The 26733-nt window shown below is 45.2% G+C and carries 23 protein-coding genes; 10 read left to right on the forward strand and 13 right to left on the reverse strand.

Annotated features, from left to right (window positions below; genetic code table 11):
- Positions 1-800 precede the first annotated feature (800 nt).
- The 7 genes from Q4592_RS06400 to Q4592_RS06430 all read left to right on the forward strand — a co-directional run bounded on the left by Q4592_RS06400 (position 801) and on the right by Q4592_RS06430 (position 9488).
- The gene (locus Q4592_RS06400) at positions 801-1559 is read left to right on the forward strand and encodes a flagellar basal body L-ring protein FlgH (RefSeq protein WP_137674175.1); all 759 of its coding nucleotides are present in this window, start codon (positions 801-803) and stop codon (positions 1557-1559) included.
- A 9-nt stretch (positions 1560-1568) separates the two neighbouring features.
- Positions 1569-2780, forward strand: a complete 1212-nt coding sequence (locus Q4592_RS06405; protein WP_303511304.1) for a flagellar assembly protein T N-terminal domain-containing protein — start codon at positions 1569-1571, stop codon at positions 2778-2780.
- A 19-nt stretch (positions 2781-2799) separates the two neighbouring features.
- Complete coding sequence (locus Q4592_RS06410; protein WP_303511306.1) at positions 2800-3456, forward strand: hypothetical protein; 657 nt, start codon at positions 2800-2802, stop codon at positions 3454-3456.
- Positions 3457-3638: 182 nt separating this feature from the next.
- A complete protein-coding gene (locus Q4592_RS06415; protein WP_303511307.1) occupies positions 3639-6191 on the forward strand; it encodes a S8 family serine peptidase in 2553 nt (850 codons plus the stop codon).
- A 297-nt stretch (positions 6192-6488) separates the two neighbouring features.
- A complete protein-coding gene (locus tag Q4592_RS06420) occupies positions 6489-8168 on the forward strand; it encodes a DUF342 domain-containing protein (RefSeq protein ID WP_303511308.1) in 1680 nt (559 codons plus the stop codon).
- A 47-nt stretch (positions 8169-8215) separates the two neighbouring features.
- A complete protein-coding gene (locus tag Q4592_RS06425; RefSeq protein WP_303511309.1) occupies positions 8216-9193 on the forward strand; it encodes a D-cysteine desulfhydrase family protein in 978 nt (325 codons plus the stop codon).
- A 76-nt stretch (positions 9194-9269) separates the two neighbouring features.
- Positions 9270-9488, forward strand: coding sequence for a DUF2789 family protein (locus tag Q4592_RS06430; protein WP_235836237.1), 219 nt, complete (start codon positions 9270-9272; stop codon positions 9486-9488).
- A 2-nt stretch (positions 9489-9490) separates the two neighbouring features.
- On the opposite strand, the gene Q4592_RS06435 is transcribed toward Q4592_RS06430, so the two are convergent.
- From Q4592_RS06435 to Q4592_RS06445, 3 genes are read right to left on the reverse strand one after another with little or no spacing between them, the layout of a single operon-like run.
- Entirely contained in the window at positions 9491-9664 is a 174-nt protein-coding gene (locus Q4592_RS06435) for a hypothetical protein (protein ID WP_303511312.1), read from the reverse strand.
- 20 nt (positions 9665-9684) lie between these two features.
- The gene (locus tag Q4592_RS06440) at positions 9685-10308 is read right to left on the reverse strand and encodes a response regulator transcription factor (RefSeq protein ID WP_303511315.1); all 624 of its coding nucleotides are present in this window, start codon (positions 10306-10308) and stop codon (positions 9685-9687) included.
- Positions 10305-11735, reverse strand: a complete 1431-nt coding sequence (locus tag Q4592_RS06445; protein ID WP_303511317.1) for a cache domain-containing protein — start codon at positions 11733-11735, stop codon at positions 10305-10307. Before Q4592_RS06445 ends, Q4592_RS06440 begins: the two co-directional genes overlap by 4 nt.
- A gap of 247 nt (positions 11736-11982) precedes the next feature.
- Here Q4592_RS06445 and Q4592_RS06450 point away from each other — a divergent pair, with 247 nt between their 5' ends.
- From Q4592_RS06450 to Q4592_RS06460, 3 genes are all read left to right on the forward strand, one after another.
- A complete protein-coding gene (locus tag Q4592_RS06450) occupies positions 11983-13056 on the forward strand; it encodes a TRAP transporter substrate-binding protein (RefSeq protein WP_137674167.1) in 1074 nt (357 codons plus the stop codon).
- A gap of 79 nt (positions 13057-13135) precedes the next feature.
- On the forward strand, positions 13136-13636 hold the full coding sequence (locus Q4592_RS06455) for a TRAP transporter small permease subunit (RefSeq protein WP_303511320.1): 501 nt from the start codon (positions 13136-13138) through the stop codon (positions 13634-13636).
- Between the two features lie 26 nt (positions 13637-13662).
- Positions 13663-14955 (forward strand): TRAP transporter large permease subunit, encoded by a 1293-nt coding sequence (locus tag Q4592_RS06460; RefSeq protein ID WP_137674165.1) that lies wholly within the window; start codon positions 13663-13665, stop codon positions 14953-14955.
- A gap of 87 nt (positions 14956-15042) precedes the next feature.
- Here the strand turns inward: Q4592_RS06460 and Q4592_RS06465 are convergent, their stop codons facing one another.
- The 10 genes from Q4592_RS06465 to Q4592_RS06510 all read right to left on the reverse strand — a co-directional run bounded on the left by Q4592_RS06465 (position 15043) and on the right by Q4592_RS06510 (position 26560).
- The gene (locus tag Q4592_RS06465; RefSeq protein ID WP_303511322.1) at positions 15043-16956 is read right to left on the reverse strand and encodes a methyl-accepting chemotaxis protein; all 1914 of its coding nucleotides are present in this window, start codon (positions 16954-16956) and stop codon (positions 15043-15045) included.
- 131 nt (positions 16957-17087) lie between these two features.
- Positions 17088-18776 (reverse strand): NAD-dependent malic enzyme, encoded by a 1689-nt coding sequence (locus tag Q4592_RS06470; RefSeq protein ID WP_303511324.1) that lies wholly within the window; start codon positions 18774-18776, stop codon positions 17088-17090.
- 396 nt (positions 18777-19172) lie between these two features.
- A complete protein-coding gene (gene torD, locus Q4592_RS06475) occupies positions 19173-19793 on the reverse strand; it encodes a molecular chaperone TorD (RefSeq protein ID WP_303511326.1) in 621 nt (206 codons plus the stop codon).
- A complete protein-coding gene (torA, locus tag Q4592_RS06480) occupies positions 19794-22262 on the reverse strand; it encodes a trimethylamine-N-oxide reductase TorA (protein ID WP_303511327.1) in 2469 nt (822 codons plus the stop codon). It lies immediately after the preceding gene.
- Between the two features lie 14 nt (positions 22263-22276).
- Positions 22277-23458, reverse strand: a complete 1182-nt coding sequence (gene torC, locus Q4592_RS06485; protein ID WP_303511329.1) for a pentaheme c-type cytochrome TorC — start codon at positions 23456-23458, stop codon at positions 22277-22279.
- A gap of 58 nt (positions 23459-23516) precedes the next feature.
- Positions 23517-23687 carry a trimethylamine N-oxide reductase system protein TorE gene (torE, locus tag Q4592_RS06490; protein WP_137674159.1) on the reverse strand — a complete coding sequence of 57 codons (171 nt, stop codon included), beginning with the start codon at positions 23685-23687 and terminating at the stop codon, positions 23517-23519.
- A gap of 116 nt (positions 23688-23803) precedes the next feature.
- Positions 23804-24427, reverse strand: a complete 624-nt coding sequence (locus Q4592_RS06495; protein ID WP_303511334.1) for a tRNA-uridine aminocarboxypropyltransferase — start codon at positions 24425-24427, stop codon at positions 23804-23806.
- 54 nt (positions 24428-24481) lie between these two features.
- Positions 24482-25273: a LysR family transcriptional regulator gene (locus Q4592_RS06500; RefSeq protein ID WP_303511336.1), complete on the reverse strand. Its 792-nt coding sequence runs from the start codon at positions 25271-25273 to the stop codon at positions 24482-24484.
- Positions 25263-26114, reverse strand: coding sequence for a LysR family transcriptional regulator (locus Q4592_RS06505; RefSeq protein ID WP_303511338.1), 852 nt, complete (start codon positions 26112-26114; stop codon positions 25263-25265). The genes Q4592_RS06500 and Q4592_RS06505 overlap by 11 nt, the downstream gene beginning before the upstream one ends.
- A gap of 62 nt (positions 26115-26176) precedes the next feature.
- Complete coding sequence (locus tag Q4592_RS06510) at positions 26177-26560, reverse strand: hypothetical protein (protein ID WP_303511340.1); 384 nt, start codon at positions 26558-26560, stop codon at positions 26177-26179.
- Between the last annotated feature and the right edge of the window lie 173 nt (positions 26561-26733).

Below are 26733 nucleotides of genomic sequence, written 5' to 3' on the forward strand. Positions count from 1 at the left end.
GTGAAAGTAGGTCACCGCCAGGCGCCAATTACTAAGCCCGCTCAATGAGCGGGCTTTTTTATTGCCTGCGATTTATCGCTCAAGGCAAACAACCACCATCAGTATCTATCCCCATCCCCTATCCTCTTCTGTTTTATAAAGTGTCATACCGTCTTAAGCCTTTAGCTCAGTACTAAGTTACGTCGGTAGGAGCATCTAAGGATGTCTCTGATTGATTTAAGTCGAGGGGATTTTGGCGCAGCGCTAAAAGGTGTTATCCGTTAATAAGTGGCTTCATTAAATGCAAATAGTTGCCTAGTGGCATCGGACTAATTGTGAATCTATTGCGGGTTTTTTAGATTATCGTGAGGTAAGCATTGCCGGAATTGTAGAATTACTAGGCAAATAATATCCGGTTTGGGGTAATCAATACCGATTTTTAGTGCGGTTTAGTCGTTCAATAGAGACTTTTTGGCACTTAAAGCTGTATCGGCGGTTCTGAATTAAAATTTATATGATTTTATAAAAACATTATGAAATGCTGGTGATTGGTTATTTTATGGCATTTAATTTGCATTTTTTAGGCTGCCCAACCAGAAGCGGCAAAAACGACGGAATGTTGTCGGTTGAGCAGAATTATTTGTCATGTAGATGTTCGTAAGGATATGTTTCTACTGACGTTAGTGGCATTTGCTTTGCTATTTGTAGCCTAAGGCTTACTTAGGTAACTAATTATAACAATTGAGCTAAAAGCTCGAGCCTAAGTTAAAGCGAATGGAAGAAAGTGGTAAACGGAAACTAACGTAAGTAGGAATAGACCAATGATTTCCCGATTTTTAGTGTTATGCGGCACATTACTGTTGTCTGCATGTTCAACCATTGTCGACGGGGTAGAAAAAGTAGCTGACGATGTTCAAGAAAGAGAAGATCGTAACCAACGCCAAGTAACGGTGAGTACCGATAGTCGTTCTCCGATCCCTGACGACCCTTTTTATGCGCCAATTGAACCTAGCCCAGCAGCCGACCCAGTGATTGTTACGGGCTCTATGTTCAATAGTAATACCTCTCGCAGTTTATATAGCTATACGCCGCCTTTCGCCTTAGGCGATACCATTACAGTGATGCTTGAAGAAGAGGCAACGGCGACTAAGTCTGCTAGCTCAAACCTTGCCAAAGAAAATAGCTACAAACTTGACCCTGTGACTGTGCCTGGTGGATCGCTAACGATTAATGGCAAAGTTGTTGAACTCGAGATGAGCCAGAAACAAGACTTTGACGGAACCTCTGATGCTAACCAACGCCACCGCTTATCCGGTCGCATTACTGTATCGGTAGTAGACATACTGAATAACGGAAACTTGGTGGTTCGGGGTGAAAAGTGGTTGGTAATAAACAACGGCAAAGAGTACATGCGCTTTACTGGCATAGTGCGACCACTTGATGTTGGTGAAAACAACTCTATTGGTTCTTATCAAGTAGCCGATGCTCGAATCGAGTTTAGCGGTACCGGGGATCATGCTGACGTACAGACTCAAGGCTGGCTGTCGTCATTCTTGGGTGGAAGTATGTGGCCACTATAGGAAAAGCCAATGTCCTTATTTATTAGGGCTTTCTGCCTATGGGTAATGCTAGTGGGCGTTAACGCCCCTAGCTATGCCGTGTGGTTTGAAGGCGAAGGCCAAGCCAAGATTGTAGACGGCCAAGTGGATAAAGCGCGCCAACAAGCGATTCAAGATGCTTTGCTTACCCTGATGTATCGAGGTGGAGCGAGCGTAAAGTCGCTACAGATAGTGAAGTCAGGAGTATTAGAAACCGACGAGCTAACGGTGCGCACTAATGGCGAAGTTTATGACATGAAGCTGTTAGTAGAGACCATTGAAGACGATCAAATGACAGTCACGGTTGCGGCCGACATCTTTCCTCTTAATACCTGTGAAAAAGACAGTTATGCGAAAACGTTGTTTGTTGGGCCTTTTCAGCTACAAAAGCGCGAACATGCACAACTTGGTGGTATTTATCGTACCCCTGAGGAAGTATCTCAGCGCTTGTTTCACCGCTTCAAGTTAAAGAGCAAGCGAGTAGACGCACGGCATTTAATGACCCGACAAATCGCTTTTGACGGTCGTTACGCTAATGATATTGAGCCGCAAATGTTGAAGGTTGCGAGGAGTCTATCTTCGCAATACGACGTGCAATACATCTTGTTTGGCAAAATCAATGATATGTCTAGCTACAACGAAACAAGCACCAATTTATTGGGCATGAAGAGCACTGTTAAGCAGCGTAACTTTCAAGTGAAGTTATATGTGATAGACGGGATAAATGGCGAAACAATCTTACGTAAGAGCTATGGCTCTAATCGAGAATGGCCATTTGATGTCACCATGAAACTTGATGTAACAGGACAAACATTTTGGTCTTCTGACTATGGCAACTTGATTGATTCTTACATCGACCAAGCGGTTGTAGACGTAGAGGATGCCCTGTATTGCCGCCAAAGTTTAGCCACTGTGGTGGGTTTATATAACGGACAGGTGGTGATTAATATTGGGCAAACCAATGGTGTGCGCAAAGGTGACAAGTTTGAACTGGTGAGGCAGCAGTACTTGATGCACTTAGATGGCGGCTTGCGTGGCCCGATATTTAATGCAGACGATACTCAGTTAACGGTGATGTCGGTGCAATCAGACCGCGCAGTGTTAGCGACCAAGCGTTTTTCAGATATGGCAAACATTCAAATACGAGATGTGTTGGTGGCAGTGGACAACGATCCATTTGCGATTACCGACAGCTCACAGTGATATTCTAAAGGAACGGAACATGACAACATCTTATAGTTCTACGCCATTGGCTACTAATGACGTAGCCTACAAACCTAAGTTACTTGATGTCAGCAATCAGCAGCCTAGCGAAGTGAAAACTGATACCAGTTTTAGTCAAAAGCTAAAGCAAGCGCTCACTCCAGATAGCCAAAAAGAACCGGTGACGGAACAAGTTGCTAGCAGCACCCAAAAAGCGGGTGCGGCGGCAGAAAATGGTGTGGGAATTACTGACATTGCCCCTGCTGCTATGGATATTGGTCTTGGTTTAGCCACTGGAAATCCCATTCAGGCTGGCTTGGCTGGAGCAGATTTAATGCAAACTGTATTAAAGGCTGATATTGAAAAGCAGTTCACTGAGTTAGGGCAAGGAATCGCTGCGGCCTTGGTGGCCGGTTTGTCTGGTGACCCAAGTGCCACTCAGGTATTACCTACCGCTGAAGAACTTGCTGAGCAAGCGGCTTTAGCCAGCGCTGAAATAGTTAATGAAGGTGGTTTACAAGTGGCAGCAGCTAATCAGTCTGCCGCTGGCCTTATTGGCACTAGCCAAGAAGGTAAAAGCGTTCCTACCAAGGGGAGTGTGCCAAAAGCAATGTTAGAGGCACAAGCTAACATCAATGACGATGAGTTGTTAGATCCCAATAAACCCAAGGTTTAGCCGCAGTAAATACCCGGCCTAATTCTCTTCTAGGCCGGTAGCCCTTCCAATACTTTGTGCTTCTTCTCCCTATTTCATGGGGTTTGTTATAATTGCTTGATGAAAAGCTTAGGGCTTGAATACTATTTTGTGCGTTAATTGCATATCATGGGCGCAGCTCAGTTGTTGATGTAAGGGATTATATGAAAACGATTTTTACTCTGTTATTCGTCGTTAGTTTGTTGGCTTGTGGCGGCGGTGGTGGTGAATCTACAGTGGTAGACAATAGACCTAGCTACTCAGTAAGTGGCACCGCGAATGTGCTTACCAACACTGTAGTTGATAGCGATGTGAACGACCCTAATGCGCTGTACTCTTCCAATAATACTGCTAGTACTGCTCAAGTTATCCCTCCTATTGCGGTAGTAAGTGGCTATTTAGCTAGCCATTTTACCGGTGTTAGCGGTGACCGCTTTGCGAACATGAACGATCCAGTAGATATTTACCGAGTTGATTTAGAAGCTGGGCAAACCTTGTTTTTGGAAATTGCTGATTGGGAAACAAGCAGTAATGATTTTGATCTTTCCTTATATAGGGTGAGTGACGAAACTGAAGTAGCTAGTTCAATCGGCACAAACAAAACTGAGCTTATCACCGTTGAAGCTACTGATAGTTACTATATAAAGGTTTATGCTATTTTGGGGGAAAATCAAGTAAGGTCAAACGGTGCTTATACGTTACGCCTTATCGATCAAAACCCGCAAAATGTCCCTGAAAGTACTAGCTTAAGTACTCAACATGCGTTCATGGTTGATGAAATGATTATTCAGCGTAGTGAGCAACAGTTTAGAGCGGCTAGTAATGAAGATTATGGTCTTTCTTCTGTTGCTACAGGACCAAGCATGAGCTTGTATCGTGCCGAAGAAATTCTAGCGGTTGCATTAGCGACTAGCGCTGATTCACCTAGCGGTTTAAAGCCAAGCAATAACGCAGAATACCTTGCTAAAAAACGCACCTTACTCAAGATTAAAGAAATGAAGTATCGCTTGGGCAGTGATTTGGTTTCGCCAAACTACTTGTATCAACCTAGCGCTTTGTCAAATGATCCTCTTGTTACGCGACAATGGCATTATGAGCAAATTGGTTTAAGTGCCGCATGGCAAACCATGCAGGGACAAACCCAAAGCGATGTTGTAGTGGCCGTACTCGATACAGGGATATTCCAAAGCCATCCTGATTTAACTGCTCAACTTACTACCGATGGCATGGACTTCATTTCTAATACCCAAATATCTTTAGATGGAGATGGCGTAGATACTGACCCTGAGGATCCAGGTGATAAAAGTGGTACAAATGGTAGCTCTTCTTGGCATGGTACCCATGTAGCAGGTACCGTTGCAGCGCGTACTAATAACTCTGTGGGTGTGGCCGGTGTTGCGCCAGACGCTAAAATAATGAACCTTCGGGTGCTTGGTTTTGGCGGAGGTACTACTTTTGATATCAGCCAAGCGGTGTTATACGCCGCCGGTTTAAGTAACTCGTCGGGTCGTTTACCGAACAAAGCCGCAGACGTTATCAATATGAGTTTAGGCGGAGGTGGCTTTGATTCAGCCTTTAACAATGCTGTGCAAGACGCTGTTGCCCAAGGTGTTATCGTGGTTGCGGCAGCCGGGAACGAAAGTACCTCGCAACTGAGTTATCCAGCCGCTTTTGACAATGTGATTGGTGTCAGCGCTGTTGATGCCCGCAAACAACTTACCAGCTACTCAAACTACGGCACTTATATTGATATAGCAGCACCAGGTGGCAATAGCAGTGTCGATCTTAATGGTGATGGCTATGGTGATGGTGTTTACAGTACTTACGTTAATGAAAGTGGTAGTAACTTAAGTGCTAGCTACCAATACTTAAACGGTACTAGCATGGCCGCTCCCCATGTAGCTGGCGGCGTAGCGTTGATGAAGCAATTAAATCCACAGCTAAATACATCGAGCTTCTTATCTCTATTAGCAAACGGAAAGCTAAGTGATGATATTGGCGCCAGCGGCAAGGATTCCTCCTTTGGTTACGGTTTGTTTAACGCTGAGAAAGCGGTACAAAGTCAGCTAGATTTGCTTGACCCCGACCGCAGCTACTTGAGCTTAAGCATTAGTCAAATTAGCCTAAGTGCCCAAGAAAGCGAAGCGAGCTTCAATATTCAATCCATTGGCCCTAACGCACTTACCGTTACTCGTGTTGAAGAGCAAGCCGCTTGGCTTACCGTAGACTCTAGTGCAACTGATGGTAGTGGTTTAGGTAGTTATGTTATTGAAGCAAGCCGAGACGGCTTAAGTGACGGTAATTACAGCGCCGATATTACTATTACTGGGTCCGATAGTTCGCAGCATATTGTTGCAGTGTCTATGGTTGTTTCTACCCAGCAGGCCAGTGATAACGGTTTGGTTTACATACTGTTATTAGATAGTGAAACCAGTGAAACTAAATACACTCAGCTGTCTTCCATGAACAATGGTGTATTTAGCTTTAACTTTGCTGAAGTGCGAGAAGGAAGTTACCGTCTGTATGTGAGTACTGACCTCGATAACGATTATGTTATTTGCGATCAAGGCGAGTTATGTGGTGCCTATCCGGTACGTAACAACATCACCCCAGTTGAAGTGAGTTCAAATTTAAATGGGCTTAGTTTAAGTGTGGAGCCTATCGTTACCGAAGACGTGAGCAACCTTGCGTTACCGCTGATTATGTCTAAAAAATAACTTTTCTACACCTATCACCGCTAATATCCTAAAATCATTAGGGTATTAGCGATTCATGTATAACTGCGATTCTTGTCATACAATTTAGATAATTGATAAGCTAGTTGTGAAATTTTGTTTAATAATATGTCTATTAGCAGGCAAATTAGTGCAAAGTCAGATCCAGCTCAATTACTTGAAAAGTAAAGCTTCGGGGAGTATTGGTTCCCAAGATGCGACAGGGCATAATTACATTGAATAAGCGTTGGTAAACACAGCTATGTAGTAAGGCTGAGTTATTAGTAGAAAGGGGATTTGATGCTCGAATTAAGTTGTTTACGTTTATCTCAAGATAAACTTGCGGCATTAATTGAAATAACTCCACAGGAGACACATGTTAGTGTCACCGATGTTAAAGCATTAATTCTTCGTTCAAACTTTGGTGATTACTTTGTCGATCCAGAAGCGATTGACGATGCTGTAGCCAAGTTTGCCGAGCTACGTGAGTCGCCAGAGCTGATTGAGCAATGGGGTGAAACCTTTGTTAAGTTAGCTAATATTAGAAACGCTGAAATCACCATTGATGTGTCAGAAGACAAAATGGTAGCACGAGCCATGATCACTGCAGCCTACGCTGGAAATCCAATTTCTCAAGGGGAGTTGGTAAGTGCTATGCAAGAAGCAGGTGTGGTATTTGGTTTGCAAAAACAACGTGCTTTGAACTTACTCGCTACTGCTAAACAAGCCGACCCAGGCGTAAAAACTAAGAAAGTGGTGGCTTTAGGCCGTCCTTCAGTCGATGGTGAAGATAGCCGCTTCGAACGCTTTGTTGCCACCCCAAAAGAGCGCCTACTTAAACCTAAAGAAACCGAAGATGGTCGCGTTGATATGCGAGACTTAGGCAACCTAGAAACGGTTGAACCTGAGGTTGAATTGATGCGCCGTCATCCACATACCGTTGGTCAAGCGGGTAAAAATGTTTGCGGTGAAGAGCTGCCATTTAAGCAAGGCCATGAGCAGCCGTTTACTGTGGGTGAAGGCACTAAAATTGCCCCCAATGACGCTAACTTATTGCTTGCTGATAGAACCGGATTACCACTAGAAATTGAAAATGGTATGAAGGTTGATGATGTATTATCCATTAAAAGTGTAGACGTGAGTTATGGTCACGTAGATTTCGCTGGCAGTGTATTAATCACCGGTAATGTTGGTGAAGGCATGAAGGTTAAAGCTACTGGTGATGTGCACATTAATGGCTTTGTAGAGTCGGCAGATATAACCGCCGGCGGCGATGTAGTGGTGGGTAAAGGTATTATTGGTCATCGCCTCATGGAAGGTGACGAAAACTTCTCTTGTAAGGTCAATGCAAAAGGCGAGCTGCACGCAACCTTTGTGCAATATTCACATATCGAAACCGTAAAAGACGTTACCATTACCAGCCAAATGCTCCACAGTAAAATTGAAACCGATGGCAAAGTTACGGTAAGTGATGCCGGCGGTTTGCGCGGCACCTTAGTTGGTGGTTCAATTGATGCTGGCGGAGAGATTAGCGCCGTAGTGTTGGGAGCAACAGCCGGTACCGCCACGCAGTTGCGTATATCAGGTGAGTTTGAAGGTATTCAAGACGAGCGCCGTAGCCTTAACAATATCAAGCATAACCTACATCAAAAGCTCAGCAAGGTGCTTGATGCACAAATGAAGTTGAGTTCTACCAAGCAAGAAGACCGCGAAGAAGGCACGGCAGAAAAACTGTCTGCCACTATGCATCATACTCGCCAAGAGCTTGTACAGATTGATTTTGCCTTGGACTACAATCAGCAAATGGAAGACGAGTTTTTTGCGAATGCTCGGCTTACCGTTAAGAAAGAGCTGCACCCCAATGTGCGTCTCGACATTGTTGGCCAAAAGCTGTTTACTAATCGAGAGTATGGGCCCACCGAAACTCAATATGAAAACGGAAAAATTAGTTTTGTTCCGTTAATGCCAGGGAAAAAATAGCCATCAATCTTCCCTCCATATAGTGTGTTATAAATGAGGGAATAATAATGAACTGGCAATCTATCGCGCGACAGCCGTTAGGCTTTTTCCCTACCCCTATGCATAGCTTACCGAGCTTATCGGCGCACCTAGCCGGCCCGCAAATCTATATCAAGCGTGATGACTTAAGTGGATTAGCCCTAGGTGGTAATAAAGTCCGCAAGTTAGAGTTTTTGCTAGGTGAAGCGCTGCAACAAAAAGCTGACTGCATTATTAGTGCTGGTGCCGCCCAGTCTAATCATTGCCGACAAACTGCAGCCGCTGCCGCTAAGCTCAATTTACCCTGCTATTTACTATTAGGTGGCAAAGCCCCAGAACATGCCCAAGGCAATGTATTGCTTGATAAACTGTTTGGCGCGACGGTTATTTGGACAGGCGAACAAAGAAAGGGCGAAGGTATAGCAGCACTCGAGGCTAAGCTTAAAAACAAAGGCTTAAGACCCTATGTGGTGCCTTATGGTGGCTCCGATGCGATTGGCTGTTTAGGTTTTGCCGCTGCTTTAGAAGAGCTATTGCAACAACAAAGCGATATTGAAGAGATTGTATTTGCTTCAAGCTCTGGCGCGACCCATGCAGGCTTAATGTTAGCTAAAGCTTACTTAGACTCTTCGATCCAGTTGCGCGGAATTAATATCGATAAGGCCAATCATCGCACTCAACATTTCAGTCAAACCATTGCTGATTTGGCAAATACCGCGAGTGAACAATTTGGCCTTGATTCTCAATTTAGCGCCAGAGACGTTTGTTTAGATGATGAATACCTTGGTGAAGGTTATGCTGTGTTAGGGGATGCTGAGCGAGAGGCCATTATGTTGCTGGCCGAGACCGAAGGGATACTATTAGATCCGGTTTATACCGCCAAAGCGATGGCGGGATTAATTGCTCGAGTACGGCAAGGGAAGTACTCCTCCCAGCAAAAAATACTGTTTTGGCATACCGGTGGAACCCCCGCCTTGTTTGCCTACGCTAAGCAGTTACTAAGCTAAACTAAGCTATTAAGCATAGTGAGTTTATAGTATTCGTAAGTCGAACACATTTTGAGGGCGTATTATGGAATCAGGAATGCATACACTGAGTGATTTGTTTGAACAACTAGGCTTAGATCCTTCGATTAATGGGATTGCTCAATTTGTTACCGACAAGGGCCCAATTGCTGCCGGAGTGGTATTACATAAAGCCAGTTTTTGGACTCCCACTCAGGCGAGTTTTTTGGCTGAAGCGGTTGAGCAAGACGCTGATTGGGCTGAGTTAGTTGATCAGCTGGATAATATGCTGCGCTAGACTTAGCTGTTTGGTCGCCGCACGTTCTCAATCGCGTTTAAAGCCTGTTCTAAGGCCATGCTAAAGTTAAACTGCTGGGCATTATGGTCTTTAGCTTGGCAAACACCACTTACGAAGCGGACTTGTTGTGATGTTTGTTTGCAGCACTGAGGCTTAATTTTTACAGATTGATTCAAAGGCTATCCTTAGCTTTTGCTTATTTTTCGCTGCCATAATGTTCAATGGCGTATTTAATCATTGCAACGCTGCTGTCTAAATCCAATTTACGACGGATTTTTAAAGTGTGAGTTTCCACGGTTCTAATACTAATCGATAAACTATCAGCGATTTTTTTGTTACCGCAACCAGTGGCTAGCAGGCGCAGTACTTGCTGCTCACGTTTGGTTAAACTTACTGTGCTGGAGCTGCTCTCATTATCAAACAGCATGTTGGATACACCGGCACTGATGTAGCGGCCACCATTGGCTATCGCGTCCAACGCGCTGATCAGCTCGCTAGAGGCAATATCTTTCAGTAAATATCCTTTGGCTCCATTACGCATCGCGTTCTGCACATACTCTTTATTGTCGTGCATGCTAAGCATCACCACTTTGCTGTTTGGACATTGTTCTGCCAACGCTTCTAGAAGCTGAATACCATTTAACTTAGGCATGTTTATATCGGTAAGCACAATGTCTGGGCAAAGTTGCTGCGCCATACTTAAGGCTTGCTCCCCATCTGCCGCAGTGCCTACAACATTAAAGCCGGGGTTGGCTTCTAGTCGCATTTTTAGTCCGTCTTGAACTAAGGGGTGATCGTCTACCAATAGAATACTGGTCATGCAGTTTGCTCTTGAATAGCCTTAACAGCTGTTTCAACTTCTAGCAGTGGTACTTTAATCGTTATCAGAGTCCCTTCTCCTAATTGACTGTCTACGTCTACGTGGCCGTCGATATGGGCAATGCGTTCAAAAATATTGCGTAAGCCAAGGCCGCTGCTGGCCAGTTCTGGTCGTCGAGTGAGCTCTTTAATTGAATGGCGGCGTACTCTTTTACCCATCTCAAAACCAATACCATTGTCTCTGATCTTCATCACTAAGGTTTTTGCATGCTGGTTTAACACTATGTCCACGGTGTCGGCTTGTGCATGCTTTTCCACGTTCTGCAGTGCTTCTTGGGTGATGCGATAAAAGGTGGTTTCAACCGTAGACGGTATATTTAGGTTATCAATGTCGCACTCTAAAAACACATCTATTCCTGTACGGTGTTCAAACTCTTGGCAAAAACCGCCTAATGCGGCCGCTAAACCCAGGTCATCTAACACGCTGGGGCGTAAATCTTTAGAGATACGACGAATTTCGCCAATGGCTTCATTAATGGTACCTAGGCCTTGATTAAGGCTGGCGGCTACCGAAGCTGGTGTATTGTTACATTCAGTAGCGCTTTCTAGGCGATACTTAATAGAGACCAGTAGTTGGTTAATGCCATCGTGAAGCTCGCGTGATACACGCTGGCGTTCTTGTTCTTGCGAATCAATAATCCGCTGGGTAAGTTCCTTTAGCTTTTTGTCTGCTAGCTTATGCTCCGAAATGTTTAAAGATGCCCCTAAAAAAGCGATTAAAATCCCCGAAATGGTGGTAATTATAAATAACCAGATAAAGGTTCTGTTAATGTTCTCTTGAGTTTGCATTTCCAGCTTGGCGAGCTCTACATCCACATCATCTAAATATACGCCAGTACCAAACATCCATTGCCATTTGTCTAGCATCACCACGTAGCCAAGCTTTTGAACGCGTTTTCCGGTGCTGGGTTTTTCCCATAAGTAATTACTAAAGCCGCCGCCAGCCTTGGCTTGGGCAATTAAGTCTTGGATTAGATGAGTGCCCTCAGAGTCTTCAAAATCCCAGAGGTTCTGACCGACTAACTCGGGTTGGATTGGATGAACTAAATTCACCCCTTTTAAGGTGTAGGCAAAAAAGTAGCCGTCTTCGGCAAAACGCAGGCGATTTAGTAGTTCCCGTACTTGATGTTTAGCGTGCTCGTCATCGGCGGCTGCGGGTTCGTAAATGTCGCGAATGCTGGCAAAAGCTTGGTCGATATGGTTTTGCAGCTCTAGGGTTTTACTGCGCATGATGTTTTCTTTGATCAGCGCCAGCTGTTGGTCGGTAAGAATCGAAGACTGTTTAAAAACCAGAGTGGCAATTAGCGCAGTAACACAAACTAGAGGAACAATTGATAACAAGATAATTTTAAACTTGAGGGACCACATCTCGTGACGGCCTAACAAAGAGAATGTTAAGTATATGTTAATCTATGCTATTTCCTAAAAATAGTGATCTAGCTCTCACTCCTACCAAAGTCTAGCGTGTACGTGATCTTACGTAGAAAAAAACCGTGCTTTAGCGGATAGGCTTTATTGTAACAAGTCGCTAACATTAAAGGTGACCATTAAGCAGTTGGTTTACATCTAGAACATTTAACCAACAATGGAAAATAACAACGAAAGGGAGAACAACATGCTTAAGTCCCTCTGCAGTAAAACTCTGCTGGCTTCTGCTATTATCGCGTTTAGTTCGGCAGCTGTTTCAGCCGATAAAGTGTACAAACTAAAACTGGCTGAAACTTGGGGCCCTAACTTCCCCGTTTTTGGTGATGCGGTGAAAAACATGGTGAAAATGGCCGACGAAATGTCGAATGGTCGTTTAAAGATCCGTGTTGACTCTTCAAACAAACACAAAGCACCATTTGGTGTTTTTGATCTAGTAAAAAGTGGCCAGTATGACCTAGGCCATACAGCGTCTTACTACTACAAAGGTAAAGTGCCTAATACCCTTTACTTCACTACCATGCCATTTGGTATGAATGCACCAGAGCAACACGCTTGGTTGCAATATGGTGGTGGTCAAGACTTGATGAACCAAGTTTATGCTGACCACAACTTAGTGCCGTTCCCAGGTGGTAACACTGGGGTGCAAATGGGTGGTTGGTTCCGTAAAGAAATCAACTCGGTGGGTGATTTAGAAAACCTGAAAATGCGTATCCCGGGTTTCGCCGGCGAAGTATTGGCTAAGCTAGGTGCTACGCCAGTGAATATTCCGCCGGGTGAGCTTTACACCGCACTTGAGCGCAACACCATTGATGCGTTGGAATGGGTAGGCCCTTCGTTAGATTTGCGTATGGGCTTTCATAAAATTGCCCCTTACTACTACATGGGGTGGCACGAGCCAGCCACCGAGCTGATGTTTATTGCTAACAAGAAAAAGTTAGAAAAAATGCCAGCAGACTTACAAGCTATTTTGGCTGTAGCGATGCGTAAAGCTGCCTACGACATGTATATACACTCTTATGCAGAAAGCGCTAAAAACTGGCAAACCATGTTGCAAGAGTTCCCTGATATTCAGGTGAAAACTTTCCCACCAGAAGTCATCAAAGCGCTTAAAACGGCTAACGATGATTTGTTAAAAGAGAAAGCAGCAGCTGACCCAATGGCCGCTAAAATCATTGAGTCTCAACAGCAGTACATGCAACAAGTTCGCGCTTATACCGCGATTTCAGAACAAGGTTACTTAAACAGTACCGAAGGTTTGTAGAGCATAGTTGGAGCCGCAGAGTATTGCGGCTCCATCAGCTAAACCAGAATAAGCAAGTGGATTGCTTGGGAGGCTAGGGATGTTGCGTTTGCAACGAGCAGTAGATGGATTCTCCAAGGCCATAGCAGGTCTAACAGCGGTACTGATGCTGTTAATGTTGGTAAACATCTTTTACGACGTAATCATGCGTTACTTTTTTCGCTCCAGCTCAATTGGTATGCAAGAGCTAGAGTGGCATTTATTTGCAGCAATGTTTTTATTAGGTATTGCTTCTACTTTGCAGGCCGAGGGGCATGTTCGTGTAGACATTATTTATGACAAGTTGTCGAGTCGCAAACGCGCCTGGATAGACAGCTTGGGTGTAGTATTTTTTCTGTTTCCCTTTTGTGGATTAATTGCTTGGTATGGCTACGACTTTGCCTTGGAATCTTACAATTTGGGTGAAACCAGTGGTGACCCAGGTGGCTTGCCCTATCGTTGGATCATCAAATCAATGATTCCCATCTCCGCGATATGTTTAGCTGTAAGTGGCTTTGGCATGTTGCTTAAAAATCTTATTCAGCTGCGAAATACCGCCTAGCTCGTAATAACAAAAAGGAAGTTGTCATGATTGGGATAGTCATGTTTTTCGTGGCCTTGCTAATGCTGCTTACTGGTTTTCCGGTAGCCTTTATCTTTGGTGGTGTCGCGCTGGTTTTTGGCGTATTTGCAGAAGGCATAGACCTGTTTGCCTTTATGCCGTATCGCATAATGAGCATTATGCAAAACTCGGTGTTAATGGCGGTACCGTTGTTCATCTTCATGGGCATTGTGTTGCAGAAAACCCGTTTGGCTGAGCAACTGTTAGAAGCGATGGGCCAATTGTTTGGCCGGGTTCGTGGTGGTTTAGCGGTATCTACCATTTTAGTGGGCGCCTTGTTGGCCGCCTCTACTGGGGTGGTGGGTGCGTCGGTTGTCGCCATGGGCGTAATCTCGTTGCCAGTGATGCTTAAATATAAATATGACAAGCGTTTAGCCTCTGGGGTCATTTGTGCTTCGGGCACGCTTGGACAAATTATTCCTCCTTCTATCATCCTGATTATTTTGGGTGATGTAATGGGGGTGCCGGTTGGCGATTTGTTTAAAGCTGCGCTACTGCCTGGTGCTGTATTGGTGGGAGCTTTCATCCTCTATGTACTAGGGGTTTCTTACTTTAAACCTGAATCAGCCCCTGCTTTACCTAAAGACGAAGCTGCTGGTCATGGTGTGCAACCATGTTGGAATGCCTTTAAAGCTATCGCTCCGCCATTAGCGCTAATGATTGCAGTATTAGGGTCTATTTTCTACGGTATAGCTACGCCAACGGAGTCATCAGCAATTGGTGGCATTGGCGCGATTATTCTATCGATTATTTACCGTCAGTTTTCTTGGAAAATTGTTTACGAAGCATCAATTGAGACAGTAAAAGTCACCTCAATGGTATTTGCTATCTTTATTGGTGCAACGGCCTTCTCGATGGTGTTTTCTTATACCGGCGGCGAAGAAGTGATTGAAGAAGTGATGACCAGCCTTCCGGGTGAGAAATGGGGCTTCTTAATCTTAACCATGATTGTGATTTTGATTCTGGGCTTTTTTATCGACTTCGTAGAAATCTCATTTATTGTGGTGCCAATGTTGTACCCAGTGGCTGAGTTACTTGGTATCGATTTAACGTGGTTTGCTATTTTGATTGCGATGAACTTACAAACCTCGTTCCTTACGCCGCCCTTTGGGTTTAGTTTATTTTACCTAAAAGGGGTGGCCCCGCCCGAGGTTCAAACCACCGACATCTATAAGGGAGTGGTTCCCTTTATTATCTTACAAATAATGGTGTTAGCGTCGATATTGGTATTCCCTGAGTTTTATGGCTTTGGTATGTAGAGCCATAAAATAAACCATTGGGTAAACCTTTGTAGAGTAATAAAAAAGAGGCCATATAGGCCTCTTTTTTGTATCTAGTGGCTAGCCTTACAGTTTGAAGCTGCCCACCAATTCAGCCAGCTTATCAGCCAGTTGCTTGAGTGACTTACTGGCTTCCGACAACTCAGCTGCGGTGTCGGTAGCTTCTTGAGTGCTAAGGTTAATTTCTTCTACGTTACCATTTAGCTCACTAACGACCGATGATTGCTCCTCGGTGGCGGTGGCCACTTGAATATTCATATCCGAAATCAAGGTGACTCGATTAGAAATTTCTTGCAAGGCGGAATAAGCGTGACCTGCTTCTTCAGCGCCTTGGGTACTCATTCCACTGCTCTGTTCAATGGCGTTTACTGCTCGGGCCGCTTGTTCTTGTAGGTTGTTAATCATCTGCTGAATCTCGTCTGTAGACTCGGCAGTTCGCCCTGCTAAGCTACGCACTTCATCGGCAACAACCGCAAATCCTCGCCCTTGCTCTCCAGCTCTGGCTGCTTCAATAGCGGCGTTTAGTGCCAACAAGTTAGTTTGGTCAGAAATACCTCGAATAACGTCTAAGATGCTGCCAATAGATTGGCTGCTTTCGGCGAGTGACGCGACAACGGTGGCTACTTGTTGCATCTCTTCGGCTAAGTGCATGATGTTGTCACGCGCTTTAAGTACTACCTGCTGGCCTTTATCTGATTCTTTCTCTGCATCTTGCGCGGCATCGGCGGCTTGCGAGGCGTTGTTGGCAATTTCATTTACCGTAGAACCCATTTGATTGATGGCGGTAGCCACTTGGGTTACTCGATCTTGCTGGTGCTGGGTGTTCTCTAAAGTTCGCTGAGATTGGCTTGCCACAGAGCGAGAAGCTTCACCGAGGTGGTCGCCAGTTTCAGCTACAGAGCTTACTGAACGGTGAATTTTTTCAATAAAGCTATTAAAGCCCATCGCCAGTTTCGCCATTTCATCTTTGTTGTCGGCATCTAAACGCTGGCGTAAATCGCCTTCACCTTCACCTAAATCTTGAAAAACGTCGGCAAGTTTAGCGATGGGGCGAGTAATGGTACCTGCCAGCCACACTGCGACCAGCAAGAAAATGCCAATAACAATGAGAGTGGTCACTATCATGTAATAACGAGATTGATACAGCTCTTCAAATACCTCGTCTTTAGGTACCTGTGCAATCAAGTACCAGTCCATGGATTCAATATAACTTGAGCCTAGAAATAGCTGTTTACCTTGGTGGTTCACTTCAACCAAACTAAAGCCTTGTTTATTAAACAGCGAACTGGTGGCGTCGCCAAACTCTTGGGCGAGTGACACCTTTCCTACGAGCTCTTTATTACGATGTAAACGAATCATACCTTCGCCGTCACTAAGGAAAACAAAGCCACTTTCTTCGATTTTAAAACTGTCGAGAAAGGCGATCATTTCATCCATTGGTTTAGATACACCAGACATGGTGTGGCCATTCACCTGTTGGTAGTTTAGAAACAATTTGGTTTCTTCTGTGGTGGAGGAATATACGCTGACCATGGTTTCTTTGCCTGAGTCACGAAAGGCAAAAAACCAGCTGTCTCGATCAGGGTTCAATTGGCGTAAAAAACCTTTTTGATTCCAGTAATTGGCGGTTTTTCGGTTAGAAACCGAGGCATCAGCTAGGCCATATTGTTCTTTTAAACGCCCCAGCATTTCAATCAACTGAGTCTCAGAGTTTGGCTTGGTTGATTTTAGGGTGCGCTCTTCAACAAAAACATTGTTTGCTAGTTGCTCGGCTGATTGCAGCAGCACGGTCACTTCTTTGTCGATTCTATTACGGATTTGTTTAAGTAAGGCTGGTAGCTCGTTGTTTACCATTCTGTTTTCGATAATGGTTTGTGCTTGGCGCTGGCTAACCAGACCAATAATACTGGTAGAAGCAAGCACGGCTAATACGATGGTGATGGTGAGTTTCTTACGAATGGTAAGTTGATTAAAGAACATTATCCCTCCTAGGATCGCCAAAAGGCAGCAGCTAGCACAGCTATTGAGAAACGATGAAAAGCTGGCCTAATTATTAGGTCAGCTAAACATCTAAATTCGAATTGTTACAATGAGTAACTTAATAAGTGTAGTTAAAAAGAAGTACGTTTGTAGTGGCGATACTCAGGCTTCCAAAAGCTCGCTTCAATGGCTTGCATCAGCACTTCATCGCTGGTTTTTACCGCGAGTTGTTGTTGCATAGCGGTGGTAGCTACAGCGTAGGCAATGTGTTTACTGACGAGCTGAATTTCTTCTAATGGTGGCAGTAACGCTCCTTCGCCATCGTTGGCTAGTGGCGAGCATTCGGCCAACGCTCGGCTACTGGCTATCAGCATTTCATCGCTCACGCGGGTGGCTTGGCAAGCCAGTACACCTAAGCCAATACCTGGGAAGATATAGCTGTTGTTACATTGGGCAATGGGAAAGGTTTGCTCGCCCAGTTTTACCGGTGGGAATGGACTGCCAGTAGCGACTAAGGCTTGGCCATTGGTCCAGCGGAGTATATCTTCAGGCAGCGCTTCCACACGGCTAGTGGGGTTAGAAAGCGGCAACACTATCGGTTTAGGGCAGTGTTGATGCATGCTTTCAATAACTTGTTGGGTAAACACTCCTGGTGCACCCGACACACCAATAAGCACCGTGGGTTTGCCATTTTCAACGACGTCGAGTAATGACAAGCTGTCTGAGTTTAAGCCCCATTGCTGCTGAAGTTGGGCTGGTTGTGCCAAGGCTTGCTGAAAATCTAGTAAATTGGGCATGTTGTCTTGTAATAAGCCCCAGCGATCTACCATGAAAATTTGGCTACGAGCTTGAGCTTCGCTAATGCCTTCCTCGACCATTGCTCTAATAATAGCTTCGGCAATACCACAGCCCGCTGATCCTGAACCTACAAAGGTGACGCGTTGTTCAGCAAGGCTAGAACCAGCAGCTTTACAAGCTGCTAATAGTGAACCCACGGTAACTGCCGCAGTGCCTTGGATATCATCGTTAAAGCAACAAAATTGCTCTTTATAGCGTTGTAGCAAGGGCATAGCATTCTTCTGAGCAAAGTCTTCAAACTGAATAAGCGCATCAGGCCAGCGCACTTTTACCGCTTGCATAAATAGCTCTACAAACTCATCGTATTCGGTGCCACTAATTCGCTCATGGCGCCAGCCCATGTACATTGGGTCGTTAAGCAACTGTTGGTTGTCGGTGCCTACATCTAGCACTATTGGTAGCGTATACGCTGGGCTAATGCCGCCACAGGCTGTATATAAAGAGAGCTTACCAATGGGAATGCCCATTCCGCCAATGCCTTGGTCGCCCAAACCAAGAATACGTTCACCATCGGTAACAACAATGATCTTCACATTATGACGGGTGGCGTTGTTTAGCAGTTCATCGATGCGGTGACGGTTTGGATAAGAAATAAATAAGCCCCGTGAGCGGCGGTAAATATTAGAGAATTGCTCACAGGCTGCACCCACAGTAGGGGTGTAAATAATCGGCATCATTTCACTAATATGATCTTCAACTAAGCGGTAAAACAAGGTCTCGTTAGTATCTTGAATGTTCCGAAGGTAAATATGGCGATCTAAATCGTTAGTGAAGCTTTGATATTGTAAATAAGCGCGCTCTGTTTGCTCATCAATACTTTCGATGTTTTCTGGCAGTAGCCCTTCTAAGTTAAAGAAAATACGCTCTTCTTGATTAAAGGCGCTGCCTTTATTTAATAGTGGAGTTTCAAGTAAAGCGGGACCAGCATAAGGAATGTAGAGCGGGCGTTTTTTATCATCCATGTGATTAGATCTTTAACTAGGGCAAACAAGAGAGGTATTTTTTCACAAATTTGGTGTTAGGTCATGCTGAAATGTTGGGGAAATGTTGAATTTAGGTGGCCCAGAAATAGGCCAGCCGGCACCGCTAACAGATAGGAGGGGCGTAACGCCTAACAGATGAGGTATTACCGCCCGGGCATCTAGAAGCGACAACCGACTTAATATAACTATAAAACAGCAGGTGAAAAACGCTAGTGTTATGTTTAAATAATGTTAACTAAATGTTTGTTTTGTGGCTAAGTGATTGAATTAAGCTACAGCGGCAAATGTTAAATTTAGCGAAATATGAGAAAGATTGATGCACTATGTGGACCCTAATCGCCATTATGCAGAGCATAATGGCGATTAGCTTAAATGTTAAAGATGTTGCAGCTCTAAGCGAAGGTAGGCAACCAGTAGCTCTGCAAAGCCTTGGTAAAATCCACCCTTACTGACTTTGCTTAGCGCCTCTAACCATTGCGGTAGCCACGATAACAAGTGTTGTTGTATAAACTCGGCTTGTTGTTGCGGGTTGTCATCTTCGCGCATGATGAGATTACCTAGATAATCTAACTGAATGGCAAGATGATCTGCAGGTTCGTTAAATTCAGGATCTACTCGCAGACCCTGTGCAACCAGCAATGCGAGCATTTGCTCGTGCGGCTCTTGATACATCAACTTACTGCTAGATAAATAAATAGACGCGTAAGGTGGTGCACCAACTTTGCTGTCACTCAGAAACTGTTGGCAAAAATCTGCCGCTAATTCCAGTTCTGGGTGTTGCAGCGCCATGCATTTAGCAAGATGGTTGTTAACCAACTTCACCGCTGGGCTTAGCTCAGCGGTGTCGGCTAATTGTTTCAATAACTGCGCGCCTTCACCAGTGGTGTAGGCAGCTAATTGTTGCTTATCTAGCTCTTTGGTGAACACCGTAGCAAACCACCAATAGATGCTGGCACGGGTTTCGTTTTCTTCGCTAATATTTGGCGTTTCTATCATTTACGCCATCTCCTTAGGGCCACCAAAAGAGCTTACTGCAGGCGCTTTGCCTTCAAACTTCTCGTATTGCACTAAACAAGTATTTGCGCTGGTGGCTTGAGCTAGTTGCGAGCTACCGATATCCATGGTTAGGGTATTAGGATCGCCATAGGTATCGAGCGCACCAATGCTCTCATCCACTGGGCCGTACCACGCACCTTCTTGCAAGCGGGCTACGCCTTTGGCGTAATCCTCTGATACCACCGCTCCAGCTAATAGTTGGCCGCGCTTATTAAATACACGCACTAAGTCGCCATCGTTAATGCCACGTTTCTTGGCATCTTCTGGATTGATGTACAGTGGCTCTCTGCCTTGAACAGCATAAGTTGCACGGAATTCCTCAGAGTCACACATTTGTGAGTGCAAGCGTTTGTCGGGGTGACAAGATTGCAGCCAAATAGGAAACTCTTCTGAGCCAGGGCCACCATGAGAGCGTTCGGCTTTTTCAAACCACATTGGGTGGCCTTGGCAATCGTCATAACCGTAGCGGTCAATCTTACGGCTGAATATTTCAATAAAGCCTGATGGTGTACCTAAGGCATTAATCTCTGGGTCTTCGCGGAACGCCGCTTGGCGTGTCCAGTTAGGCCCTTTGCCAAAGTCTACCCAGCCTTCCTTCCAGAAGGTCATGAAATCTGGCATATCAAACTTGCCTTTGTTGGCTGCGGCACACTCATCATAGAGTTGTTTAACCCAGTCCATTTCACTCTTGCCTTGGGTATATTCTTTGCTTTTGCCAAAGCGCTGAGTCAGCAAGGTGAAAATTTCAAAGTCAGTTTTAGATTGGTACAGCGGGTCTACCAGCTTATGCATGGCAATAATGCCACGATTACTATAGGAGCCGTAGAGATCAATATCGTTACGTTCCCATTGGGTACACGCAGGTAAAACAATGTCGGAGAAGCGACAGCTGGCTGTCCAAGTGAAGTCTATCGACACCACTGTTTCTAGCTTATGGAAAGCTTTCTTCATGCGGTTGCGATCTTGGTGGTGATGCCATGGGTTACACCCTGAGAACACCATCATTTTTATATCTGGCAAGGTGATTTTAGCGCCGTTAGCGTTAATCACTTTACCAGGCTCCAGAATCGCATCAATCCAACGTGCTACCGGAATGGTGCTGCTATAACCTTTGAAATCTTGGTTCATATGAACCCGTTCATTAGGCTTGTCTGGATTACGCGGGAAGGCACCTGGGCTGGCTGCGCCAGTAGACGGTACACCAATTGAGCTGTAGTGGTGAGCGTAAGAAACGCCGCCACCCGGTAAGCCAATTTGACCTAACATTGCGGCTATTACCGCGCCCATCCAATAAGGCTGTTCGCCGTGTTGTTGGCGTTGAATACACCAGCCAAAAATTAGCTGAGTGCGGTCACTCGCCAGCAAGCGAGCAAATTCGCGAATGTCTTCAGCAGGTACGCCACAAATAGCTTCGGCCCATTCTGGTGTTTTCTCTACCTTGTCTTTGCTTTCACCGGTGACATAAGGAATAAACTCTTCAAACCCTAAGGCATAGGTGCTGAGGAATTTTTTGTCGTAAAGCTCTTCTTTGTACAAGGTATACGCAATTGCCAGCATGAATGGCACGTCGGCCTGCGGGTTCACGTATTGTTGCTCACAGTCTAAATACTTTTGAGTTTTAGTGCGCACAGGGTCAACACTAATTACCCTAATTTGTTTGTTGGCGACTTTGTCTTTCAACTGTTCAAGGTATTCAAAAGACTCGTGGGTTTCGCATGCCCAACCTACTTGCAGGTTTTTCACCAAGTCGGTGGCCCACAATATGATGGTTTTACTGTTATCGAGAATCAGTGGCCACGAGGTTCCCTGTGCATACACCTCGGTGGTACCTAGTACGTAAGGCATAATGGTTTGTCCTGCACCGGTCGAGTAGTCACCCACTTTGTTTACCGAGAAGCCGTGCATGGATACCGCGCGCTGCATGTGGTTACCACAGGAGTGTACTTGCCCTGTTTGGCGCCAGCCGGTTTGGCCAGCATGCAGTGCCCATGGCCCGTAATCTTTTTGCACACGCTCGAGTTCTTGATAAAACAGATCTAATGCTTCATCCCAGGTGACCCGAATAAAGCGATTGTCACCACGCTGAGTGGTGTCACTTTTATTGCGTTTTAGGTACCAGTCGTAGCGCACCATTGGGTAACGAATACGTGATGGACTATAGATGATTCCCTTAATGCCGTTAAGCATGTCGGTAGGGTATTTATCAGCTTCAAATGCTTTAATCTCTTGCACTTTACCGCCATACACTCGAGCTCTAAATGCGCCCCAGTGAGAGCCGGATACTTTCCAAGTACCAGCTGTTTCAGCGGCAGCTGCATCGTTAGCTACTGCCAATAAACTTGGGCCGATCAAAGTACTAGCGCTGGTGGCTAAGATGCCTTTGAGAAAACCGCGACGAGTAATTGCCATGTTAATCTCCTTAATTAGTGGCCAGCGTCAGAAAAATCTGAAGAATGTTTTTGAAGGTATTTTAATACCAGCGCTTGAGTATCACCGTCTAAATTCACAAACGACAACATGCCGTTGAACATACCTGGCCAGGTATTGGTGTCGAAGTGGTTTTCGGCGGGTTGAGTATGACAAACACTACACGCGCTATCGTAAGTGGTTTTGGCGAAGGTCCATAAGGTATCGCGAGAATCGGTTAAGGAGCCGTTACGCATCCACAATTCCACTGACACTTTTTGCCAAGGCAAACCAGTTAAATCGTCTTCTTTGGTTTCCCCCTTGGTCATGCTGCCTTCGGCTTGCGCGACTTCTTTGGTCAGGTAACCATCGTTAATGTTCATGGCAAAGTCTTCAAACAATACCCGGCCAAAACCTTTAGTTTTACGCCAAGCATCTATCTCAACTTTAATTGCATCACCTTTAACTTCTAGAATCTTCACTTCGGTGGCGGCGTTTAACTGGCCGGCCTCTTCGTTTAACTCAGGATTAGTGAACAAGGGCAATTGGCGCACGCTAAAGTAGCTTTCGCCTTTCTTGTACCCTGAGGTGGCCATTTCTTCTAGTTTAGCTAAGGTGCCCTCACCAGAGTTCATATTGTCAGGCAGATGGTGGGCAATGCCTTTGTGGCAATCAATACAGCTTTGGTCGCGCTCGGCAGCCATTTTCATTTGTACTTGAGCACGTTCCGACATTGAATCGAAGTCCATGCTGTTGTAGTCGTGACAATTCTTACATTCTAAAGAGTTATTAGCAGTGAACCTGTCCCACTCATGTTGAGCCAGCTCGCCGCGTTTCTCTAAGAATTTTTCACGGGTACTAATGGTGCCAAAAATCTTGCCATAAACTTCTTTTGAAGCCTGCATCTTACGGGCAATTTTGTCAGTCCAATTATGTGGTACGTGACAATCTGGGCAGGTGGCGCGTACCCCAGAGTTATTTTTCCAGTGTACGGTTTCTTGAAGTTCTACATAAACATTGTCGGCCATTTCATGGCAGCCAATGCAAAATTCTTCGGTATTGGTTGCCTCTAAAGCGGTGTTAAAACCGCCCCAGAAAATAATACCGGCAACAAAGCCGCCAATAGTCAAAAAACCAAAGCTTAAATGGACGCTTGGTTTGCTCACTATTAACCAAAATTTCTTCAGCATATTTTTCATCGTGGTATCTCACATTACTGCGAATTAGTTCGTTTTCTAAAGTGTATTATTAGGGCGATTAACCGTGTCCTGGGGGGCCGGTAAGTATCTGCAGCATCCAAACGATAAAGCCATAACCACCGACAAATGCTACGGCCAAAATAGGAAACAGAATCACTGCGATAAACAGGAATACTTTCCACTCGTCAGACTTACTGGGTTTGTCATCCACGACATTGTTACTAGACATGCAAATGCACTCCTACATTTATGTTATGCATACAATTTAACTTAGTCTTGTTACTTAATTTTGACCAGTTTGTGCTTAGATCTTTGAGCTAACCTGTGGCAAGGATCAACAACACATCAATAGCGATGTTTCACTTTTTCAGGCATTGCGGAAAGTTGCTGGTTAGCAAGGGCGCGTAGTATACCCACTAAGGGAGTAGGGTCAAACATTTCTATCTGCTCAAGTGAGTATCCGATAGCCTCAATAGTTGATAGGCCTTTATCTATCGATGTTTTCCGTATTTTATATTGTCCGCTTGGTGCGCTGGTAAAGTGAAATTGTTCTAAATTGTGTAACCATGGATTGAGGTGCCAAAGCCGCTTAGCTTTTCGCCAAGTGCCATCTAAAAAAATGAGGCTGGGCAGGCATGGTGGATCGTTGAGGGGCGCTTCTTGAGTTTTTATTGAGGAAAACACCTGTTCAATAGCTCGGCTTTGTGAACTGGGGTAAATCAAATAAAACCGCTCTGGGTGGGCTAACACTTGCTGCTTAAGTATGGCAAAATCAAGTGGCGTTTCTCCCACCATAATCTGCGCTTTATTCAGTGCCAAACAAGCCAGTTGAGCGGTGCCTTTGGCGTGTTTTTGCTCACTAGGGTGCTGCAAAATAATCACCGGGTGGTGATGCTCACATGGATTAATGTGCTTACATAAGCAGTGAGTTTGCGGGCGCAAACAACGTTGACAGCGGGCTCGACTCATTTAACGATTTGTCAGTGGCAAAAATGAAGGTCGAGTATAACCTGCCTAAATAATCTAGTCACAAAACTCAGCCTGCTGTTGCTTGAGCCAAGCGCTGATATCTTCAGGGCAACGCTGAGCAAGGTGTAAATAGGTAGGTAATTCACCAATAGGCTCTGGCCAAGCTTTAAGTATTCCTTCAGCTAGGCGAGACTCGACACTAATTTGTGGCAGAATTGCCCAGCCTAAGCCCGCCTCTAGGGCATCTAGCAGTAGGGTCTCACCATTAAACAGGTTGTTCTGTTCGGCTTCACGCACGTCAAATAGCTTGAGATGCCCGTCGAACCGTTGCTGATGGTTTACCAACTTAGGATGAGCCACCTTGATTAAGCTCGCGGGCTTCCACTTAAGCGTGTCTACCTGCTGCTTTGAGGAGCTGGCAGAGAAGCTAAAGTGAACCGGCTGCTGAGAGGTACAGCTAAAGTGCAACTCTAGCAAAGGATCAAAGCGTTGTAGTTGGTTGGCCAACAACGTGAGCCACGGGCTAGGAAACCAGGCTTGAAAGCTAATACTTAAGCTTAAGCTTTTGTCGAGTTGAAGATGACGGCAGTGTCGTTGTAGTTCTTGATAGCGGCTTACAATAAGCTCTGCCTGCTCCACCAGCGCGAGGCCAGCACTACTCAGTTGATAGGGCGGATTATGCTGGCTAAACAGTGTGCAATTGAGCTGCTGCTGAAGCGCATCTATCCGTGTCAGTATTTGCTGAGGCGAGCATTGTTGCTGCGCAGCGCATTTGGCTAAGTCGGCATGTTTGGCCAGGCATACAAAAGCGGCAAGCGCTTGTTGCTTAGTATTTTCATCCATCATAAGCACTTAAACCTAATAAATTTAAGCATTGGGCGACTTGGCTATCGTGCTGGCTATTTAGCCACAGTATTTCTATTTCTAATTTAGTGGGTGAAAAGTAATTGCTTAAGTGCAGCTCAATCAGGCTCCCGTTTCTAAAGCTGGACTCCAGCCAATGGCGTGGCGCAAAAGCCCATCCCATGCCCAAAACTAATAAATCATGCAGCATTTCTCGGTGGGCCAATTGCCAACAATTTACCCGATTAAGTTGTAGCTCGACAGGAAGGTGGTTTAAACATAGCTGACGATGGCGCTGCAGTTGTTCGGCGCAGAGTTGCTGATGTTTACTTAGGCTATGACGCGCCGCACACGCCAAAGCCAGATTAAGATTACAGTATCGGCGCGAGTGGGTTTTTGGCGGCTTTTGTTGCTGGGCCACTCGTAAGGCGATGTCTATTTCACCGGCACAGAGTTGTTGCTGTAATTGAGCGCTACTGAGCTGCACTAACTTGAGTTGCTGCAGTGACAGTTCGCTAATAAAGCGTGGGTAGTAATGCAGTAAGCTTTGGCTTGGTACAAACTCGTCTAAACCAATAATGATTTGCTGCGGCTGAGGTTTTTCTAATGGGCTTTGTAAGAAATTATCTAACTGCAATTGCAGTTGTTTAGCGCGTTGGTACAGCAACTGACCTTGTGAATTAAGGTTTGAGTAGTCACCATCAAATAGTTTGCAGCTTAGCGATTGCTCAAGGGCCGCAAACACTTTTTTACGGCTGCTAGGGCTACTCGTTTCTGGGTAATGGTGACGTTGCTCGTAGGCATTAACAAACCGGTTGAGCAACTCAATATCCGGTTCTTGCATTCGCGTTCGCCATGATTGCTGTTCTTCTATAAGGCTAGCAGATAATGGCGAAGCGAGCGGCTTTAGAACAGGTAACGAACCCCTGCGCTAGCCTCAAGTTTTACTTCTAAGTCGTCTACCACGTACACAATCGGTTGAATTTCGGCAAAAAAGCGAAATTGCTCAACCACAGTATGCGCGCCAAATACTGCTCGAGCACCCAGCTTGTTATGATGGTGGTCACTCCACTTACCGCCAAAACCATAATAAAAGTGTTCTTGATCGGGAAAGCCAATGATTTTGTCGCCACTTAGCGAAAATTCGCTAAACCCTAGATTTACGCGAATGTCATCAAATTGGGCACTTAAGCCATTGTCGCTACCTACCATTACACCCACTTCAGGGTTTGCTTGGCTAGATAACGCCACCATACTCAGTAGGCTCACGCTAATTACTGCAATTTTCATAGTCACCTCATTTATTATTTGCTGGGCATTTTAAAGAGGCTTATCAATAAGGTAAACAAAACCGCTGCTGCTTTTATCGGCACCACTGCGCATTTATCGTGACAGCCTAGCTTGTTTGGATATTTGCAGATAAATAGTACTTGTTGACGGCGAAAATGCGTGCTAAATGTAAG

Source organism: Agarivorans sp. 1_MG-2023, assembly GCF_030548385.1.
Taxonomy (GTDB): domain Bacteria; phylum Pseudomonadota; class Gammaproteobacteria; order Enterobacterales; family Celerinatantimonadaceae; genus Agarivorans.

What these genes read in the sequence shown, in the direction of transcription:
- torA (WP_303511327.1), bottom strand. Translation starts at nt 22,262, where the DNA reads ATGGCAATTACTCGTCGCGGTTTTCTCAAAGGCATCTTAGCCACCAGC.
- Q4592_RS06505 (WP_303511338.1), bottom strand. Translation starts at nt 26,114, where the DNA reads ATGCAAGAACCGGATATTGAGTTGCTCAACCGGTTTGTTAATGCCTAC.
- Q4592_RS06445 (WP_303511317.1), bottom strand. Translation starts at nt 11,735, where the DNA reads ATGTGGTCCCTCAAGTTTAAAATTATCTTGTTATCAATTGTTCCTCTA.
- Q4592_RS06450 (WP_137674167.1), top strand. Translation starts at nt 11,983, where the DNA reads ATGCTTAAGTCCCTCTGCAGTAAAACTCTGCTGGCTTCTGCTATTATC.
- Q4592_RS06405 (WP_303511304.1), top strand. Translation starts at nt 1,569, where the DNA reads ATGTCCTTATTTATTAGGGCTTTCTGCCTATGGGTAATGCTAGTGGGC.
- Q4592_RS06425 (WP_303511309.1), top strand. Translation starts at nt 8,216, where the DNA reads ATGAACTGGCAATCTATCGCGCGACAGCCGTTAGGCTTTTTCCCTACC.
- Q4592_RS06410 (WP_303511306.1), top strand. Translation starts at nt 2,800, where the DNA reads ATGACAACATCTTATAGTTCTACGCCATTGGCTACTAATGACGTAGCC.
- Q4592_RS06420 (WP_303511308.1), top strand. Translation starts at nt 6,489, where the DNA reads ATGCTCGAATTAAGTTGTTTACGTTTATCTCAAGATAAACTTGCGGCA.
- torD (WP_303511326.1), bottom strand. Translation starts at nt 19,793, where the DNA reads ATGATAGAAACGCCAAATATTAGCGAAGAAAACGAAACCCGTGCCAGC.
- Q4592_RS06430 (WP_235836237.1), top strand. Translation starts at nt 9,270, where the DNA reads ATGCATACACTGAGTGATTTGTTTGAACAACTAGGCTTAGATCCTTCG.
- Q4592_RS06460 (WP_137674165.1), top strand. Translation starts at nt 13,663, where the DNA reads ATGATTGGGATAGTCATGTTTTTCGTGGCCTTGCTAATGCTGCTTACT.
- torC (WP_303511329.1), bottom strand. Translation starts at nt 23,458, where the DNA reads ATGAAAAATATGCTGAAGAAATTTTGGTTAATAGTGAGCAAACCAAGC.
- Q4592_RS06465 (WP_303511322.1), bottom strand. Translation starts at nt 16,956, where the DNA reads ATGTTCTTTAATCAACTTACCATTCGTAAGAAACTCACCATCACCATC.
- Q4592_RS06500 (WP_303511336.1), bottom strand. Translation starts at nt 25,273, where the DNA reads ATGATGGATGAAAATACTAAGCAACAAGCGCTTGCCGCTTTTGTATGC.
- Q4592_RS06510 (WP_303511340.1), bottom strand. Translation starts at nt 26,560, where the DNA reads ATGAAAATTGCAGTAATTAGCGTGAGCCTACTGAGTATGGTGGCGTTA.
- Q4592_RS06400 (WP_137674175.1), top strand. Translation starts at nt 801, where the DNA reads ATGATTTCCCGATTTTTAGTGTTATGCGGCACATTACTGTTGTCTGCA.
- Q4592_RS06495 (WP_303511334.1), bottom strand. Translation starts at nt 24,427, where the DNA reads ATGAGTCGAGCCCGCTGTCAACGTTGTTTGCGCCCGCAAACTCACTGC.
- torE (WP_137674159.1), bottom strand. Translation starts at nt 23,687, where the DNA reads ATGTCTAGTAACAATGTCGTGGATGACAAACCCAGTAAGTCTGACGAG.
- Q4592_RS06415 (WP_303511307.1), top strand. Translation starts at nt 3,639, where the DNA reads ATGAAAACGATTTTTACTCTGTTATTCGTCGTTAGTTTGTTGGCTTGT.
- Q4592_RS06455 (WP_303511320.1), top strand. Translation starts at nt 13,136, where the DNA reads ATGTTGCGTTTGCAACGAGCAGTAGATGGATTCTCCAAGGCCATAGCA.
- Q4592_RS06440 (WP_303511315.1), bottom strand. Translation starts at nt 10,308, where the DNA reads ATGACCAGTATTCTATTGGTAGACGATCACCCCTTAGTTCAAGACGGA.
- Q4592_RS06470 (WP_303511324.1), bottom strand. Translation starts at nt 18,776, where the DNA reads ATGGATGATAAAAAACGCCCGCTCTACATTCCTTATGCTGGTCCCGCT.